This window comes from Streptomyces sp. NPDC004327, from assembly GCF_042873935.1.
Lineage (GTDB): Bacteria > Actinomycetota > Actinomycetes > Streptomycetales > Streptomycetaceae > Streptomyces.
Genome location: NZ_JBIAME010000007.1, coordinates 290,343 through 304,694, shown reverse-complemented (window position 1 = coordinate 304,694; position 14,352 = coordinate 290,343). Strand labels below are relative to the sequence as shown.

14 protein-coding genes and 3 pseudogenes are annotated in these 14,352 nt (G+C 70.9%); 4 read left to right on the top strand and 13 right to left on the bottom strand.

The features are described from left to right. Window positions 1–279: 279 nt before the first annotated feature. Window positions 280–1,062: an alpha/beta fold hydrolase gene (locus tag ACFYU9_RS25165; protein ID WP_389346072.1), complete on the bottom strand. Its 783-nt coding sequence runs from the start codon at window positions 1,060–1,062 to the stop codon at window positions 280–282. Between the two features lie 151 nt (window positions 1,063–1,213). Further along, a complete protein-coding gene (locus ACFYU9_RS25160; protein ID WP_389346071.1) occupies window positions 1,214–2,038 on the bottom strand; it encodes an isocitrate lyase/phosphoenolpyruvate mutase family protein in 825 nt (274 codons plus the stop codon). Between the two features lie 478 nt (window positions 2,039–2,516). Between ACFYU9_RS25160 and ACFYU9_RS25155 the strand changes: the two genes are divergently transcribed. Further along, window positions 2,517–3,395: an MBL fold metallo-hydrolase gene (locus ACFYU9_RS25155; protein WP_389346070.1), complete on the top strand. Its 879-nt coding sequence runs from the start codon at window positions 2,517–2,519 to the stop codon at window positions 3,393–3,395. 376 nt (window positions 3,396–3,771) lie between these two features. Here ACFYU9_RS25155 and ACFYU9_RS25150 read toward each other — a convergent pair whose 3' ends face one another. From ACFYU9_RS25150 to ACFYU9_RS25135, 4 genes are all read right to left on the bottom strand, one after another. After that, on the bottom strand, window positions 3,772–4,809 hold the full coding sequence (locus tag ACFYU9_RS25150; RefSeq protein WP_389346069.1) for a CapA family protein: 1,038 nt from the start codon (window positions 4,807–4,809) through the stop codon (window positions 3,772–3,774). A gap of 181 nt (window positions 4,810–4,990) precedes the next feature. Beyond that, complete coding sequence (locus ACFYU9_RS25145) at window positions 4,991–5,305, bottom strand: hypothetical protein (protein WP_389211975.1); 315 nt, start codon at window positions 5,303–5,305, stop codon at window positions 4,991–4,993. 67 nt (window positions 5,306–5,372) lie between these two features. Then, a complete protein-coding gene (locus ACFYU9_RS25140; protein ID WP_389346068.1) occupies window positions 5,373–6,140 on the bottom strand; it encodes a DUF2071 domain-containing protein in 768 nt (255 codons plus the stop codon). Next, entirely contained in the window at window positions 6,137–6,475 is a 339-nt protein-coding gene (locus ACFYU9_RS25135; protein ID WP_389211972.1) for a metalloregulator ArsR/SmtB family transcription factor, read from the bottom strand. Before ACFYU9_RS25135 ends, ACFYU9_RS25140 begins: the two co-directional genes overlap by 4 nt. Window positions 6,476–6,700: 225 nt before the next feature. Between ACFYU9_RS25135 and ACFYU9_RS25130 the strand changes: the two genes are divergently transcribed. Both ACFYU9_RS25130 and ACFYU9_RS25125 read left to right on the top strand, forming a co-directional pair. Further along, complete coding sequence (locus ACFYU9_RS25130) at window positions 6,701–6,997, top strand: hypothetical protein (RefSeq protein WP_389346067.1); 297 nt, start codon at window positions 6,701–6,703, stop codon at window positions 6,995–6,997. A 357-nt stretch (window positions 6,998–7,354) separates the two neighbouring features. Further along, window positions 7,355–8,146, top strand: a complete 792-nt coding sequence (locus ACFYU9_RS25125; RefSeq protein ID WP_389346066.1) for a DUF2785 domain-containing protein — start codon at window positions 7,355–7,357, stop codon at window positions 8,144–8,146. 301 nt (window positions 8,147–8,447) lie between these two features. On the opposite strand, the gene ACFYU9_RS25120 is transcribed toward ACFYU9_RS25125, so the two are convergent. The 5 genes and pseudogenes from ACFYU9_RS25120 to ACFYU9_RS25100 all read right to left on the bottom strand — a co-directional run. Next, window positions 8,448–8,909 (bottom strand): MarR family winged helix-turn-helix transcriptional regulator, encoded by a 462-nt coding sequence (locus ACFYU9_RS25120; protein ID WP_389346064.1) that lies wholly within the window; start codon window positions 8,907–8,909, stop codon window positions 8,448–8,450. 36 nt (window positions 8,910–8,945) lie between these two features. Next, window positions 8,946–9,265: pseudogene (locus ACFYU9_RS25115) on the bottom strand (transposase); the annotation flags it as partial. 239 nt (window positions 9,266–9,504) lie between these two features. After that, complete coding sequence (locus ACFYU9_RS25110; RefSeq protein WP_389346063.1) at window positions 9,505–10,590, bottom strand: hypothetical protein; 1,086 nt, start codon at window positions 10,588–10,590, stop codon at window positions 9,505–9,507. A gap of 13 nt (window positions 10,591–10,603) precedes the next feature. Further along, window positions 10,604–11,623, bottom strand: a complete 1,020-nt coding sequence (locus ACFYU9_RS25105) for a hypothetical protein (protein ID WP_389211962.1) — start codon at window positions 11,621–11,623, stop codon at window positions 10,604–10,606. A 268-nt stretch (window positions 11,624–11,891) separates the two neighbouring features. Further along, window positions 11,892–12,438 (bottom strand): annotated as a pseudogene (locus ACFYU9_RS25100) (transposase); the annotation flags it as partial. A gap of 210 nt (window positions 12,439–12,648) precedes the next feature. Here ACFYU9_RS25100 and ACFYU9_RS25095 point away from each other — a divergent pair. Next, window positions 12,649–13,182, top strand: a complete 534-nt coding sequence (locus ACFYU9_RS25095) for a tetratricopeptide repeat protein (RefSeq protein WP_389211960.1) — start codon at window positions 12,649–12,651, stop codon at window positions 13,180–13,182. Between the two features lies 1 nt (window position 13,183). Here ACFYU9_RS25095 and ACFYU9_RS25090 read toward each other — a convergent pair. Next, window positions 13,184–13,489: pseudogene (locus ACFYU9_RS25090) on the bottom strand (transposase); the annotation flags it as partial. After that, window positions 13,490–14,286, bottom strand: a protein-coding gene (locus tag ACFYU9_RS25085; RefSeq protein WP_389346235.1) for an IS5 family transposase whose coding sequence is annotated in 2 segments (ribosomal slippage) — window positions 13,490–13,956 and window positions 13,956–14,286 — 798 coding nt in all. Because the reading frame shifts where the segments join, the coding sequence is not laid out codon by codon here. It abuts the pseudogene before it with no gap. Between the last annotated feature and the right edge of the window lie 66 nt (window positions 14,287–14,352).

Genomic DNA, 14,352 nt, shown 5'->3' with positions numbered 1-14,352 from the left:
GCCTTCCGGGCAACCGCCGATCGGCGACCAGCGCTTCCTCTGGACAGTCAGGTGACCGGGGCGAGCCCGGATCAGCAGCCAGGACCTGCTTTCCGGCGGCTCGCCCCCCACTCGTGAACGGTGCTTGTGGCGCGGGGCGACCCCACGGCCCATTCCCGGGCTCGCTCGAGATCCCCCGCCCGGTCCCGGCATCCGGCCGCATCAGTGTGTTGATCCGGTGGATCGGCGATTCGAAAAGCTCCCACAACCCGTCCGGGTAGTTCGACGAAGCGGAGGCCGTCACTTCGCCTCCGCGTACAGCTCCTCCACCAGTCGGGCGACGGCCTTCGGCTCGCGCAGTGTCGGGTAGTGGTCCGACTCGGTGAGGCGGACCAGCCGGCAGCCCGGGATGCGCGCGGCCGTTGCCTCGTTGCAGCGGACGATCTGCGGGCGGTCCAGCTCGCCGAGGGCGAGGACCGTGGGTACGGCGATCTCGCCGAGCCGGTCGAAGGCGGGCGGATCGGCGCGCTGGTGGTCCACGTTGGCGAACCAGGCGGGCAGGACGGCGCGCAGGTGCGCCGCCGCGACCGGGTCGGATTCGGGGGTGCCGCCCGCCGCCCGACCCCACAGGCCGAGGCCGAGCCGGACGATGCCCTCCATGTCGCCGGCCTCGGCGAGACGTGCCACTTCCTGATGGAGCTCGGACTCGTCGAGGTCGTATCCGCTGACACCGGGTACGAACAGCGCGAGGCCGGCCACCCGATCCGGCGCGTCGAGGGTGTAGCTCAGCGAGGCGGTGCCGCCCATGCTGGAGGCGACCAGCACCGCGCGGTCCAGGCCGAAGTGGTCGAGGACGGCGCCGAGGTCATGCGCTGGGGTGTACGGCGTGACCGGCGCGGGGGAACGCCCGTAGCCGCGGGCGTCGTAGCGGATCAGCCGCTGCCGCCCGGTGAGCGAGTCGAGCACCGGGTCCCAGATCGTGGAATCGCCGACCCCCGGGTGGACCAGCACCATCGCCGGCCCGTCCCCGCCCGTGTCGTCCGCCCAGACTTCGCCGCCGTCGACCGGCACCATGGTTTCCATGCGCCCAGTGTGGTCGGCCGCCGCCGCGGCCGACCAGCCACGAACCGGCCGTGTCGGCGTGACGTACCGCGTCGGGTCAACGACGCGTCGCGGGCGCCACGTAGATGGGCGAGTCCCGTCAGCGCCCCCTCGGTGTCAGGGCGTCAGGGTGTCAGGGGCGGAGCTCGTTGGGGAACAGGCCGTTGAGCTCGTGGAAGGCGAGGGCGTTGGTGAGCGAGTCGTAGCCGCCGGTCTCGTACAGCTGCTGCGCGGCGTGGCGAGCGGCCGTGTAGGCGGTCTGGGCCACGCCCGAGCCGAGGCTGACGCGGGCGACGCCGAGTGCGCCCAGCGCGGCGACGTCCGGTGTTCCGGGGCCGGCCATGACGTTCAGCGGTACGGAGATGCCCGCGGCCAGTTCCTCGATGGTGTCGGGGTCGGTGACGCCTGGCACGAACATGCCGTCGGCGCCTGCGTCCACGTAGGCGCGTGCCCGCTCCAGCGTGTCCTTCAGCCGGGTGGCCGGGTCGCCGAGGCCGAACAGGTACGTGTCGGTGCGGGCGTTGAGGAAGAGGGACACGCCGGCTCGTTCCGCCGTGGCCCGGGCCACGGTCAGCCGCGCCGCGAGTTCGGCCGGAGGGCGGGTGCCGTCTTCGATGTTGACGCCCACGGCGCCTGCGTGGAGGATCCGCGCGACGGTCTCGGCGACATCGGCGGCGTCCCGCCCGTACCCGCCCTCGATGTCTGCGGTGACCGGTACGTCGACCGCCGCGGCGATGCGGGCGATCCGTTCCTCCACCTGCTCGAAGGGGAGGGACTCCCCGTCCGAATGCCCGAGCGACCACGCGATCCCGGCGCTGGTGGTGGCGATCGCGGGTGCCCCCGCCGCCGCGATGACACGGGCGCTGGCCACGTCCCAGGCGTTGGCGAGCGCGAGAGGGCGATCGGAGCTGTGGAGGGAACGGAACTGCTGGACCTTGTCCAGGCGCGCGGTCGTCATGCGGTCAGCCAACCAATCCTCGCCCCCTGCTGTCCGGCAGGAATCCGACACCAACGTCGGCCTGTCCTGCCCTGTGACGACCGGGGCGGCACCGCTCCGTGATCATGCTCCCCTCTCGGACGGCGCGCCGATCGCCCGGCCGCACCGACCGTGGCAGGCGGGCGGGTCGCGGCGGTTTCGCCGGTCTCGGCGGTGTCGCGGTGGGCTGCCGTTCGCGTCACGGAAGGCCGCATGTGGTCGTGGTGTGCAGCGCCGGTCCCCACCTCTGGCCGATATTCACCACCGCTTCTCGGACACGTATGCCGCCTCATGGGGTGGAGCGGAACTGGTGTGCCCGGGGCGTTCGTCTCTTTCGGGCATGAGTGACTTCAGTGACATGAGCGATGCAAGTGACGTGAGTGGTGTGAGTGACATGACGTTAGGGCGGCGCGGACTCCTTCGGACCGCGGCGGTTGCGGGTGCCGCGGTCCTGCCGGGCGTGGGCGCCGCGTCCGTGGCCGCGGCCAGCGAGCCGAAGCCGGCGGGCAAGGGCACCGAGACCGTGTTCCGCTGGCTCGGCAACAGCGGCTGGCGGATCGAGGGCAACGGCAAAACGGTGCTGTTCGACCCGTACGTCACCCGCTTTCCGACCAAGGGATTCGATACGAACACGCCGCTCACCGTCGCCACTGACCTGGTCGACCGGCACATCGGCGAGCCGGACCTGATTTTGGTCAGTCACAGCCACTGGGACCACTTCAACGACGTCCCCTACATCGCGCAGAGCAGAGGGATCCCCGTCGTCGGGACCGCCACCACCTGTTACCTGCTCCAGGCGATGGGCGTGGAAGCCAAGCAACTGATCATGGTCAAGGGCGGCGAGGTCCTCGACTTCGGCGAGTACACCGTCGAGGTCGTGGCCAGCCTGCACAGCCGCAACGGCACCCACCGCTACTGGGCGCCCGGCACGCTGACGGGCCCGCCGGCCAAGGTGCCGGAGACCATCGGCGAGCTCCCGGAAGGCGACACCCTGGCCTTCCAGATCCGCGTCGGCGACGGACCCTCGACCTTCCTCACGGGCGCCAGCGACTTCGTGGAACGCAACCTCACCTGCCTGAGGCCCGACATCGCGATGATCGCCACCGAGTCCACCGCCCGCTCCACCCACCGGTACGTGCCGCGCCTGCTCAAAGCCCTCGACCACCCGCGCACCGTGATCCCCGTCCACTGGGACGACTTCGAGACGCCGCTGACCAACCCGGCCGTCCACGACAGCTCGATGGACCTGGACGGGCTCGTCGCGCAGGTCCGCGAACTCGCCCCGCGCACCCGTCTGATCCGTCCCGAACACCTCACGCCGATGCGGTTGCGCGCGTAGGGAGGGGATCGGATCGCGCGGCTCGTGGGGATGCGCCGGCCGGTGAGGGCGGATCGCCGGCAGGGCGCGTCGCCAGCGGCGGCCGGCGAGGCCGGCATGGGGGCGTGGGCGGGGGCAGGTAGTCCAGGTGGGGCAGGTAGAACTGCTGCGCTTCGTATCCCGGGCGGCCGGGCGGACTGCGGACCGGCGGACTGCGGACCGGCGGCCTGGCGGACTGGCGAGCCCGGGGCCGACGACAGTCGGACCGGCGGACCCCGGCCGCCGAACCCCGGACCGCCGAACCCCGGACCGCCGAACCCCGGACCGGCGGATCCCGGACCGGCCAGCCGTGGACGACCGGTCCTCGGTCTCAGCGCCGGCGCAGAGGGAAGCTCCCCTACCGACTCCGCTGAACCATGTCCGTCAGCTCGTGCCGGCCCGCGACCCGGCACAAGGCCGCCGACCGGATGCGGTGGTACGCCTGCTCGTAGCGGCCCCTGACACTCGGCGTGAGTTCGGGATCGGCCAGCGCGGCGGCCAGGGCGACGACACGGACGGGGCCGGTCAGGTCGACGAGCGTGGGAATGACGCCCACGCTTCCCACCCGCCAGGAGCCGTCGGCTCGGACGAAGCGGAAGCAGGACAGCAGGCCCTCCTCGGTGGTGCCCCGCGCCATGCGGTGCCGGGCGAGGAGGTTGCCGTGGCCGTAGACGACCCAGGTGCCGTTGATCCTTTCGAGCGGCTGGACCGTGTGCGCGTGGTGCCCGAGGATCACGTCGAAGACCGGATGCGCTGTCAGTTCCTTGGCCCGGGCCTGCTGTCGCTCGCTGGGTTCATGCAGGTGCTCGCGCCCCCAGTGCATGCTGAGGACGACCACTTCGGCGCCCGCGCGGCGGGCCCGGTGGGCCTCGTCGAAGACGCGTTCGCTGATGGGATTGGCCAGCCACGGTTTGTCCGGCGGCAGGGGGCGGCCGCCGAAGCCGTAGGTGTACGAGAGGTGGGCGACCGGAACGCCAGCGACCTCGATGATGTTCGGCCGGTGGGCCTCCGCCCGGGAGCGTGCCGAGCCGGTGTGCCTCAGACCGGCCGCGTCCAGGGCGTCCAGGGTCCTGCGCACACCGGCCTCGCCCTGGTCGAGCGTGTGGTTGGACGCGGTCGAACAGCTGTGGAAGCCCACGTCCGCCAAGGCCGTGGCGATCTGCGGCGGCGCGGCGAAACTGGGGAAGCCCGTGAACGGTCCCCCGGCGGGCGCCAGGGGTGTCTCGAGATGGCAGATCGCCAGATCGGCCCGGGACAGCACCGGCCTCAGCCCTGCGAGCATCGGCCCGAAGGCGAGCTCCTGGCCACCGGCACCCGCCCCGGCATCCCGAGCGGCCTGCTCGATCAGCGGAGGATGGATCAGGACATCGCCACCGGCGATCACGGTGAAGGACACAGGCTCATCATCACCCTGGAGCGCCGGTCCTCGCAGCGGCCGGGCCGGATGGGCCGGATGTCGTGGACTCAGGCGTGTCCTGTTCCCGCGTCACGCCGTGCGCTGGTCACCCGGGATGTGGGTCCAGGGTGTGGCTCTCTGCCGTTTAGGGCTCGGTCGGCCCCGGGCCTGCCGGGCGGTCCTACGGCTCGTACAGCGGAAGGAAGTGGATGACCGCTTCCTCGTACGGATGCACGGCCCGGACCGCCTCCTGGACGGCCCGGGCCTGCTCGGCCTCGCAGACCGACTCGATCCGGCATTCCTCGGCCCGCTGTACGACGCCCACCTCACCGTCGTACGGCCGCGCCCCTTCCAGCGGCTGCCACCTGCCCGTCACCTTCCACACGCTGGAGCAGCGCGCGTATTCGCCGACCCGCCCCGCGCCCGCCGCGTGCAGCGCGTCGATCACGACGTCGGCATGGCTCTCGGGAACGGCTATCTCGATCTTCAGTCGCATCCGCGGACCCTAACAGCCCGTCCAAGCACCCCCGTTCCGGCGGCGATGGCGATCGCGCGGAGGCGCCCTACGTGACGGGGACGCCCGGTGACGTAAGGATTCGGTCGTCGGGTTCGCAGGCCATGGCCGGCAGCGGCCGCCAGCTGACGGGGACGTCGCGCATGATCAGAGCGCAGTCCAGTGTCGCGCTCCCGGGCGGGAAGCGGTCGGGGTCGTCGAAGAAGGACGAGGCGGCGGAGCGAACGCGGCCGGCTTCCACGTGCCAGGCGTCGGTCCGCAGTTCCATGCCGTCGAGGTGACGGCCGGAGCCGGTGGCCGAGAAGCCCTTGGATCCGTCCTGGAAGAAGCGGGAGGCCTCGGCGAGATCGGCGAAGAGTTCGCTGCCCCGCAGCGCGTCGGTCTGCTCGACGGTGACGTCGACGCGGGTGTCGCCGTCCCGTGTCGCCAGGGCGACGCGCATCCGGTCGGGCGTCTCGTGCACCTCGAAGTCGGCGCGGCCGTGTTCGCCGGGGAAGAGGCGGCCTCCGGCCCAGGTGTTGATCCGCGAGGCGGTGTCGCGTCGCGGGATGTAGACGCCGGTCTCGACACCGTCCGGTCCGTCCCATTCGACGGCGATCCGGTGTGCCGCGTTCTCGCTGCGCAGTCCGACCGTCTTGGGTGCCCAGGTGGGCCGAACGCTTCCCAGGCGCAGCAGGCAGATCCCGGCGACCGCGTGGCCGTTCACCAGTTGCGGGCGCAGGGGCCCGGGGAGCAGGCGCGCGGCGGCATCCGGCGCGACTCGGTAGTTCACCAGAAGCCGGCGTTCCACGACGCTGGACAGTCGCGGCTGGATCATGATCCCTCCCTCGGCGCTCCGTGGCGCCATGCGGTGTGGCGAAGCACGATCTGCTCGGGGCAGACGGCGCTGAGGAACCGGCCGATGCTGTTGGCCAGGCGATCCTCGGCCAGCGTGTAGATGATCCGGTTGCCCTCCCGTCGCTCGGTGACGAGCCCGGCGCCCTTGAGCACGCCGAGGTGCCGCGAGATGGAGGGTGCGCTGATCGCGAACCTGGCGGCGATCTCGCCGGCCGCCATCTCGCCGCCTCTGAGGTCTTCGAGGATCTGGCGCCTCGTCGGATCGGCGAGGGCGCGGAAGGCACCGGCCTCGCCCTCGTCCTGAGTTCCCGTCATGCTGAATATTTAGCATCTTGGCTAAAGATCTAACAAGGGCCGGCTTCGCGACCACCGCCGGGCACGCACCATCCGTCGGGAGTGACCAGAGGGGTACGGGCGACCGGCGGCGTGCGCCGCCTCGCCATGCCCTGAACGCACGACCCTTCACCCGCACCCCACCACCCCCGATTCCCCCCGGGGGGCCTTCCTCTCGAGGTCCGCGCGGGCGGTACAGTGCGCGCCGTGGGCATACCCGACTGGCTCGTCTGGATCACCTTCGGCTTGGCCGCCCTTCAGGCGCTCGGCCTCGTCCCCGCCATCCGTCGACTGCGCGAACCGGACCTCGCGGTCCGCTCCAAGGCGCGCCTCGACCTGCTGGAGACCGTCAGCACACTGCTGCTCGTCGGCGGCCTGCTGTTGAGTTTCACGCTGGCCGACTCCTGGTTCTGGCTCACTGCTGTCGGCTTCGCGCTGATGACCGCCGTGTACGTCGCGAAGGGCGTCCGCCTGCTCCGCGCCCGCCGGCACCCGGCGGCCTGATCGGGAGTTCCACCCTGGGGCCGATCCCGCAAGCCCCGCACCGATCCGTTCGAGCAGCGCCGCGACGAGCCCGCGAAGAGCGAGACGGGCCCGCGCCTTCCGACCGAAGCCCCCTTCCAACGGTGGGGCGGTCCAGTCGGGTTCGGAGGGCCGTTCATCCACTCTCGACATCGGGGGGACCGACCGCGCCGGACAAGCACAACGAGCAACCCACCCACCGCGGGTCCGGCAAACTCACGCGCCGGGAGCGCCGCTGTAACGTGAACTTCTATGCCATGTAAGCCAGTTGGTCGATCACATCGATATCTGGACAAAATTCGCAGGCGGCGACGGCGGCAGGGACCTACTCTGCCGATCATGAACGACTGGAAGAACATCGAAGCCGCTGACTGCGCCGTACCCACCGACCGCCCCATGGACGACCTCGTCCGCGAACTGTCCCGCGCCCTGGCAGATCCCGACCCGCTGATCCGGGACGGCGCTCCCTACAGCGTTCTCGCGACCTGGATCGCCCGTGGAGCGATCGAGCCGTCCCTGCGGCTGGAGCTGGGAGACGAGATGGCCGGCCGGCTCACCGACGCACGCATCGAGGCCCGCACCTTCGCACCGCTCGTGCTCGAGATGCTGGTGACCGCCGGTGACTTCAAGGCCGGCTGGGTGGACGCCTTCGAACGCTGGTACCCGGCGGAGGAGGATCTGCGCGGCCACGACGAGAAGCTCGGCTGGCTCCACGCGGTGGCACACGGCGCGGACCTGCTCGCCGCCTTCGGCCGCCGCCCCGAGGTGGCGCCGGCCAGGATGCTGGACCTCGCCGCCGCACGGCTCACAGCGCCCACCCACCACATATACGACCAGCTGGAGGACGACCGCCTGGCCCGGGCGATCGCCCGCGTCCTCACCCGCACCGACCTGAGCGCACGCGACGCCGTGGGCTGGCTGGAGCCGATCGCGGACCGCTTCGGAGCCGACCGCATCAGCACCCCCGTGCCCGCCCACATCAGCAACTGCCTCCGCACCCTCCGCCTGCTCTACATCCTCGCCGACCGCGGCGTACGCCCCACCAGCGACCTCGCCGCGGAGCCTCTCCCGCACCGCGACGCGGTGAAGTCGGGCGTCGCGACCGTCCTCGACCGGATCGTCAAGCGCTGACCGGCCGGCACCTCGCTCGGCTGGGCGAGCCGGGTGCGCATGCCCTCCATGACCGACGTCGCCGACGCTGATCCCGCACGCCGACCCGATTCTCCACGTCCCCTCGGCAGTGGCCGTCGTGCGCAAGTCGGACCTGGTCGGCGTCGCCTCATCGGACGGGTCGATGGCCGGAGTGTTGCCCGTGTTGCCCACCTGGACGACCAATGCGAACGGACGCAGGCGATCTCGATTTGTTCGCCGCGGCCCCGTCCCCGACCAAGGTGTCCTTCTTGGTGGTGGTCAGATGGGCTGTGACCAGCCTTCACGACAATCCATGGGCGAGGTTGTCGGTGACGCGCTGGAGCACGGAGACTGCCGTCGCGTACTCCTCCTCCGTGATGTCGCCGAGGAGTTCCGTACGCACCCGGTCCATGTGTTCCTTCGCCGTTGTCAGGCCTTCGCGGCCCTGTTCCGTGATGGTCAGCCGACCGTCCGCGCCGATGCCGAGCCAGCCGCGGTGTACGAGGGCGTCGGCGGCGTCGACTATCACCTGGGTGCCCATGCCGTAGGGCACGGCCACGGCGCGGACCTCCTCCCTGGTGAGGCCGTGCTCGGCGCGGACGATGTTGTTGAGCGCCCACCACTGGGGCTGGGTCACGTCGATCCGCGCCAGGGCGGCTTGCGAGTGCCGCAGGATCGCCTCGGTGGCGCCCCAGGCGACCAGCGCGATGGGCCGCTGGCCAAGCGTGGCGGTGCCGTTCGGCGGGGTGCTTGAAGTCGTCATGATCGCCAGGCTAGAACCTCAAGCGCGGTTGAGGTCAAGGTCGTGGCGCCGCCACGGTCTTCTTCCAGGTGCGGTGGCGTCCTGCTTCTCGGAGTGAGCCAGCACGAGCACCCCGTCCAGGTCCACGATCACCTGCCCCGCGGCATCCGGCGCCGCAGTGCCGGCCAGCTTCCACACGTGCTCGCGCACGCCGCCCGAGCGGTCCTGATCGCGGACAGGGCCTTCGGCCCGGCTGCGGCGAGGGCGTCGACGAGCCGGGAGACCGTGGGGTCGGAGGCCACCGGCCCGAACACGCCGGGCTCGGCCCGCAGCGTCCCGACATCCGCGAGGCAGTCCCCGCCCAGCGCGACCGCGAGGTGCTGCGTCTGAACGTCGCACGCCTCCACGGATGGCCAGCCACCGCCACCACGTACGAGCACGTCGAGCAGTGGCTCCGCTCGCGCTACTGCACGATCGTCTGGCACCGCACCCGTGCGTCGGGCGGGCTCGTCGACCTGGTCGCCGCCAACTCGATGCCGTGCCCGGCCGGCGTCGCGCTCTGCCGGACGGGCCCGGGACGCGTCGCGCGCCCGGGCCCGTCCCGTATCGGTGCAGGTCAGCGGACCTGGACGGATGCGACCAGAGTGTTTAGGTCCGGCCAGAGCTTCTTGTTCGTCTCCGGCAGTACGACCCACAGTACCGAGGGGCGGACCCGCCCGGTGTCGACCACGAGGACCGCGTTCAGGTCCATCGTGGACGGCACCCCGCGTTTGTGGAAGTGGATCTCGCTGACCAGCAGCCAGGCGTCATGTCCGTCGACCTTCAGCGGCTGCGAGGCGACGTCGACCAGGATCGCCTGGTCGCGGGGGTACTCGTAGCGCCGCCGCTCGTCCATCACCGCGCCCGCCACGCCCCGCAGCTCCCCGGTGCCGCCGGCCGCGGCCATGATGTCCTCGTCGACCTGCGTGGACTTCACGAGTGCGCGCTGGCGCCCCTCCTGCTTGCGGGTGAAGCCGTCGAAGACCGGATCCAGCGGCTTGCTCCGGTCCCACGTGCCGCCCAGCTCCACGTACTCCAGGGAGGAGTCCGTGACGGTGCCGATGACCGGCGAGCCCTCGCCCGGGTAGTCCGGCACCTTGACGGTCCCGGTGAGCCGCCGCTCCTCGGGCAGCGGGGAGGCGCCGGGGGTGAGAGAGGGCACGGGGATGCCCCGCTTCGGGGCGTCCGCGGTGCTGCCCGTGCAGGTGGCGGACGAGGAGTCCGGTGTGCTGTGCGCCTGCTGGACCACCTTGCCGCCGACCAGCACGGTGCACGTGAGAGTGCCCCCTTCCTGGTCCTCGCGGCTTCTGACGTCCAGATAGAAGTCGGCGCCCGCCGGCAGCTCGACGGTCTTGCGGTACGGCAGGATGACGATCCCGTGGGGCTCGTGGTTGCCGTTCGCCTCCCCGACGGTGAGGTTCACCGAGGGGTGGTCGCCCGTCGCGATGTAGGTGACCTCGACCCGCCGGGGTTCCTTGTCCGGGGATGCCCCGTCGTCGCTCGGGTCGCCGACGGCCAGGGCCAGGCCCACCGCGCCGAGCGTGACCACCTCGAAGAGGATCACCAGGGCGCCGACCAGGTAGAACCCGCCCGGGATCCGGTCGAAGGTCTTCTTGCCGCGGCCGGAGTGGAACTCGCGTCTCGGCTGGGATGTCTGCGTCATGTCGTGCTCCCCCTCACGCCCGGCCGCTGTCGCCGGACCGGCGGTCGGCCGGCTCGTCGGCGAACCGCGTGGCCAGCAGCCCCGCCTCCCGCGCCTCGTCCAGCATCCGGTGCAGGTCCTGGAGCCGGGACCGGTCGGCGAGCGCCTCGATCTCGGCGACGGCCAGCTCGTCCCGCACCGTGTTCACCACCAGCTCGTACATGTCCTCGCCGAGTTGCTCCAGCTCTCGTACGGCCTCCCACTCGCGGTACGCCGCGTCCGCCGCGCGGGTGTTCTCGGCGTACCGCTCCAGCGCCTCCACCCGCTCCTCCAGCGCGCTCGACGACAGCCGCAGCGCCTGCCGCTGAGTCCGCAGCACCTCCTCCACCCGCGAGCCGGAGGCGTCCCCGGCAGCGGTGCGCACCTTCCGCGCCAGCCGGGTCAGCTCGGCCAGGCGCTGGGCGATCTCGTACTGTTGGGCCGGCAGCGTCACGTCGTTGGCGATGTCGTCCAGCAGCCCGTCCCGGTCGACCTGCGACTGGAGTACCGCCGTCACGGCGGCCTGGGCGCGCTCCATCCGGCGCAGCGGCGAGTGGCCCAGCAGCTCGCGCAGGGAGTCGTCGCCGAAGTCCTCGGCCAGGTAGTAGCGGCCGTGGCGCAGCCGGGCCACCCGCTGCCGCTCGTCGGTCCCGCAGCGGAGGACGACGATCAGCAGCCAGGCCAGCAGGTGCACGACCACGACGGTCAGGATGAACACCTCGAACCCGAAGTGGACCCCGACCCAGATCAACCCCGCCTGCGCCGCGAGCCCGACGGCCAGGCCGGGCCACACGCCGATCAGCGCCCACAGGATCGTCACCGGCAGCAGCGCGCACACCGCGGAGACCCCCAGGGCCGTCAAGATGTCCGCCTTGGTACGGCCGCCCAGCCCCGGCTTCTCGGGCAGCGGCAGCGTGGCTGGGAACAGTCCGTCGGCGGACTTCTCCAGCAGTGCGCGCTCCGCGTCCTCGAGGGCCGGATCCACCACCGGCCGCAGCGCAATGTCCTGCGCCATTCAGCAACACCCCCCACAGGTTGGGGAGATCGTGACACACGCCGGAGAGGCTGCCCACGTCACCCTGTTCCCGGCCGCCGACTGAGACGGCGCGAACCCGAAGCCAAACTGTCTTCCGCCCTTGGCCTGATGCCGCTGAGGCCGACGGGGTGCGACGCGCAGCCAGAGACGCGAGAGGCGCCCCGGTCCGGTAGCCGGCGCCCCGTTCGGACACCGTCCTCTGATGGCCTTCGTCGACCACGGAAGCGGCGGGAGCGGGGAGCCGGTGGCCGCCCTGCCCGTGGTCGACGAACCCCATCAAGGGGTGGTGCCCGTAGGTCCGCTTCCAGGTGGGTGCGGCGTCCTCCTTGTCGGAGTGCGAGATCACCAGCACCCCGTCGAGGTCGACGATCACCGTCCCGCCCGCATCCGGCGCACTGCCCTCGGCCAGCTGCCAGACCCGATCGCGGGATTGGGCCCGTGCGGAACGAGTCGCCTGCAGGGCCTTCTGGCCGGAGGCGGCGAGGGTGTCGATCAGGCGGGAGACCGTCGGATCGGAGGCCACCGGCCCGAACACGGCCGGCTCGGCCCGCAGCATGCCGACATCCGCGAGGCAGTCCCCGCCCAATGCGACCGCCAGGGCCACGTCCAGCAGGATCTTGCCCGGATGTGCACCGCCCGAGCCTTCCGCCACGGCGTGAGCGCTGCTGATATCGCGGTGTCCAGGCCGACTTGCGGACGGTCTCGACCAGCAGCACTTCCCCGGCCTACGAGACCACCGCCCTGCCGCCGCCCTCGATGCGGACACGCAGGTACGACCCGATACCCTTCTTCACCTGGAGAGTGCTTCTTCCCATGCAGCCAACAGGACCCTCGACAAGTCCCATCGTTGCAGGTCAGGAGCACTCTCCGCTTATTTGATCAAGCCTCGGACACCCCACCTCGTGAAAGCGCGAGGCTAAGAACTCGCGCGGAATGGCCATGGATGCTGGTTGCAGCGAGGCCGAACTAGGCTGATCGGGCGGAGTGTGCCAGCGTAGGGCGACATGAGCGATGATCACGAGAGGACCGCGGCGCTGGCGCGAGCGGTGCAGTTGCGGGAACAGGGCCAGGCCGGGCAGGCCCGAGAACAACTGGTGGAGCTGGCCGAGCGGTATCCCGAGGATGTCGAGATCGCCTACCAGACCGCCTGGGCACACGATGTTCTCGGCCTGGAGCGCGAAGCTGTTCCGTTCTACGAGCGGGCCCTGGGTCGTGCGGGCCTGTCTCCGGAGGATCGTCACGGGGCTTTCCTCGGGCTGGGGAGCACCCACCGGGTCCTGGGCTCCTACGGGCAGGCCGTGCAGACCCTGCGGCACGGTCTTGAGGAGTTCCCCGACGATCCGGCGCTTCAGGCTTTCCTAGCCATGGCGCTGTACAACGAGGGTGAAGGCCGTGAGGCGGTGCGGCTGCTGCTGAAGACGCTGGCCGCCACCAGCAGCGACGGTCGGGTGCAGGACTACCGGCGGGCGATTGAGCACTATGCCGATGATCTGGATGGCGTGGAGCAAACGGACGAGGAGCCGCAGGGGGAGAGTTGAGTCACCGGCGGTGCTGTGGGCGGCCGTCCCAGCGGTGGGTGGTCCACGCCCGGCGGATCAGGCCGCGGACGGTGATGACGGTGTCGGCGAGGTCGAAGAAGGCGTTGATCACAGCGGTGCGGCGTTCGCAGCAGCGGGCCAGGCGGTGAAAGGCGTTTTGCCAGGCGTGAGTGCGCTCAACGTGCCACCGCCGACTCGCCTGGATCGGTGCCTTCTCTCCCTTGTGCGCGATCTGCCCGTGCAGTCCTCGCCGGTCCAGCTCCGTGCGGGTTTCGGCGGAGTCGTAGCCGGCATCTAAGACGTCGTCTCAGTTGGTGAGGCGGCGGTGACAGATGAGGGTCGCGGCTATGCCGACGAAGCCAAGGAAGTGTTCGGCCTTGCGTTCGTAGCGGCGGTGGAGCCGGCGGCACCCAGCAAGCCAGAACACAGTCCGCTCGACTACCCACCGGTGGCGGCCGAGCCGTTGCGAGGAATCGATGCCCTTGCGGGCGATGCGGTGGCGGATGCCGCGTTTGCGGAGCCATCGGCGCAAGTGGACATAGTCGTATCCCTTGTCCGCGTGCAGTTTCGCAGGCCGTCGTCGGCGGGGTCCACGGCGAGAACGGATCGGCGGAATCCCGCGCACGAGCGGCTCCAGGCCGAGGCTGTCGTGCATGTTGGCGCCCGAGACGCCCAGCGAGAGAGGCAGTCCATTCCGGTCGGTGATCAGGTGGATCTTCGATCCCAGTTTGCCGCGGTCGGTCGGATTCGGTCCCGTCAGCGGCCCCCTTTTACTGCCCGCAGGCTCACTGAGTCGATCGCACACCTCGACCAGTCCAGTTCCCCGGTGGCGCCCAGTTCATCGAGGATGATGCGGTGGAGCTTGGCCCAAACCCGGGCTTCGGTCCAGTGCGTGAATCGGCGGTGGGCGGTCTGCCAGGATGCGCCGAACAAGGGTGGGAGCTGCCGCCATGTGCAGCCGGTCGTGGCAACGAAAAGGATCGCGGCCAGGACCCCGCGGTCGTCAGCCCTGCGACGTCCGCCGCCTTGTGGACGCACCGGCGCTTCGGGCATCACACGAAGGAAGAACTCCCACAAGCTGTCTGGCACCAGCTGCCGCACCATCTCCATGCCAAGACAACGAGGACCCCGGCCAACCGTCGGCAGGAGGGGTGCTCGATGCTGGCACGA